The sequence below is a fragment of the Carboxylicivirga taeanensis genome, from assembly GCF_051851475.1.
In the GTDB taxonomy this organism is placed as follows: domain Bacteria; phylum Bacteroidota; class Bacteroidia; order Bacteroidales; family Marinilabiliaceae; genus Carboxylicivirga; species Carboxylicivirga taeanensis.
Genome location: NZ_JBPUSJ010000069.1, coordinates 1 through 1643, shown reverse-complemented (window position 1 = coordinate 1643; position 1643 = coordinate 1). Strand labels below are relative to the sequence as shown.

General features: G+C 33.5%; 2 protein-coding genes. Both read right to left on the bottom strand.

The genetic code is table 11. The annotated features are described in order from the left end of the window. Positions 1-203 precede the first annotated feature (203 nt). Positions 204-935 carry a hypothetical protein gene (locus tag ACSX1H_RS19255; RefSeq protein ID WP_439185882.1) on the bottom strand — a complete coding sequence of 244 codons (732 nt, stop codon included), beginning with the start codon at positions 933-935 and terminating at the stop codon, positions 204-206. Between the two features lie 161 nt (positions 936-1096). Next, positions 1097-1564, bottom strand: coding sequence for a hypothetical protein (locus ACSX1H_RS19250; RefSeq protein WP_439185881.1), 468 nt, complete (start codon positions 1562-1564; stop codon positions 1097-1099). Between the last annotated feature and the right edge of the window lie 79 nt (positions 1565-1643).

Genomic DNA, 1643 nt, shown 5'->3' with positions numbered 1-1643 from the left:
CTAACGGCCTGCCGCATGGAGCGTAAAGGGATTTAACCTTACAACTTTCCAAATTGAACAAAGCCAAAGCGCTGTATTTTGTTTTAAATTTCCATTTCTAAAGCCAAATCAGTGATTTGGCGCTGGTTGCCGAAGCTACTAACCAACCAAGATGCGCTGCACCCTTTATGCTCTATAGCGGTTTGTTAGCCCCCGTTATTTTTCTAAAATGGTAATTCAATCTTTTCATCTTCATCAAAGGGATAAGGAACTTGAGCAGTTATAAACTTCTTAAATTTCCTCTCTTCAATTTGGTCAATTAAACTGGATATAAACTTTTTAATTAACGCCAAAAAATCACTAATCACTTTTATATCTGAAATGTGAAAATCCTTTTCAACACTATACGTCTTTATTCCGTTAAAACGACTGAGAAGTTTAAAATCCGTCTCTCGATTCTTTATTTGTGAATTATTATGAACTATTAGATTTCTAAGTTTTTGATAATCTGTAATTCGTATCCATTCTTTATCAACTTTCCTAAAATCTATATTAGCAATTTTTATTAAAAATCGTCTGCCTTTATCTATAATATTAGAGCCTGTTAAGTCGTTCAGACCTATTACAAAATTTGTTTCAGTCTGAATTATTTCACATAGTGAGTTTAAATTATTTTCGAGTAAAGAATAAAGTGAAACGATTGCAGAATTATAAAAGTAGCATGGGATTTTAATGTAATCCAACAGATAAAAATCTCGAAAAGTGTCCTCAAGTTCAGGATTATTAAGAATATCATCACTTAAGCACGAGTCTAATTCCCATTTTCGTTTAATCAACATCTTCTTATTTAACTCAAAATATTCTTCTAGATACCTCAACTCATGGTCGAAGCGCTTCTTAAAGTCATTTAGCTCTATTTTGATGATTTCATTTTTGTTAAATTCAAAGATATTCATGTTACTGTATGTTCTAATGGGGGCTAACGGCCTGCCGCATGAAGCTGTAGCAGAGTCGCGGTGATTGTCCGTCCGCAGGACGACTAGACAATCTGCGGGAGTCTGCCCAGCCAAACTATGCTGTCGGCTGCTATGCTTTATTGCGGTTTGTTGTGGTGTCGTTATTTTGTCTTATTTGAATTGTCCATCCAGGTTTCTATTTCTTGTTCCTTTAAAGCTTTACACCTTCTTATTAGGCCAAAGAAGTAGTACTTAATATTGTCAGGTTGGTTTCGAATCTCTTTTATGTCTTTTGCTTGAAAATCAAATTTGTCAAAGATTGTTGGATATAATGAAATTGCATAATTACTTAGCCTGTCTCTTGCAACAAATCCATTTGCAACATCTCTAAAAATTGTAGATACATACTTACCTTTAAATAACAATGTATTTCTTAGTATTCGTCCGTCTTTCAATAATAAGTCAACTTTTTCATACTTAGAGAAGACAATATTCGTATCAACATAACAAGCATGGTCACTAGTTGCAAGTCGAATTTCAAAGTCATTTCGTTTTATGACGTCCAAATTGTCAGTACTTTCATAAAAGTAAAGCAATAACCAATCATTATATTTATTGTCAATTTGCATTTAGTTCTTTAACATTTTGCACATTAGCTCAAGAATTTAGTCTTCCCTTTTGCGAGATGTGTAGAATGCACCACAACGG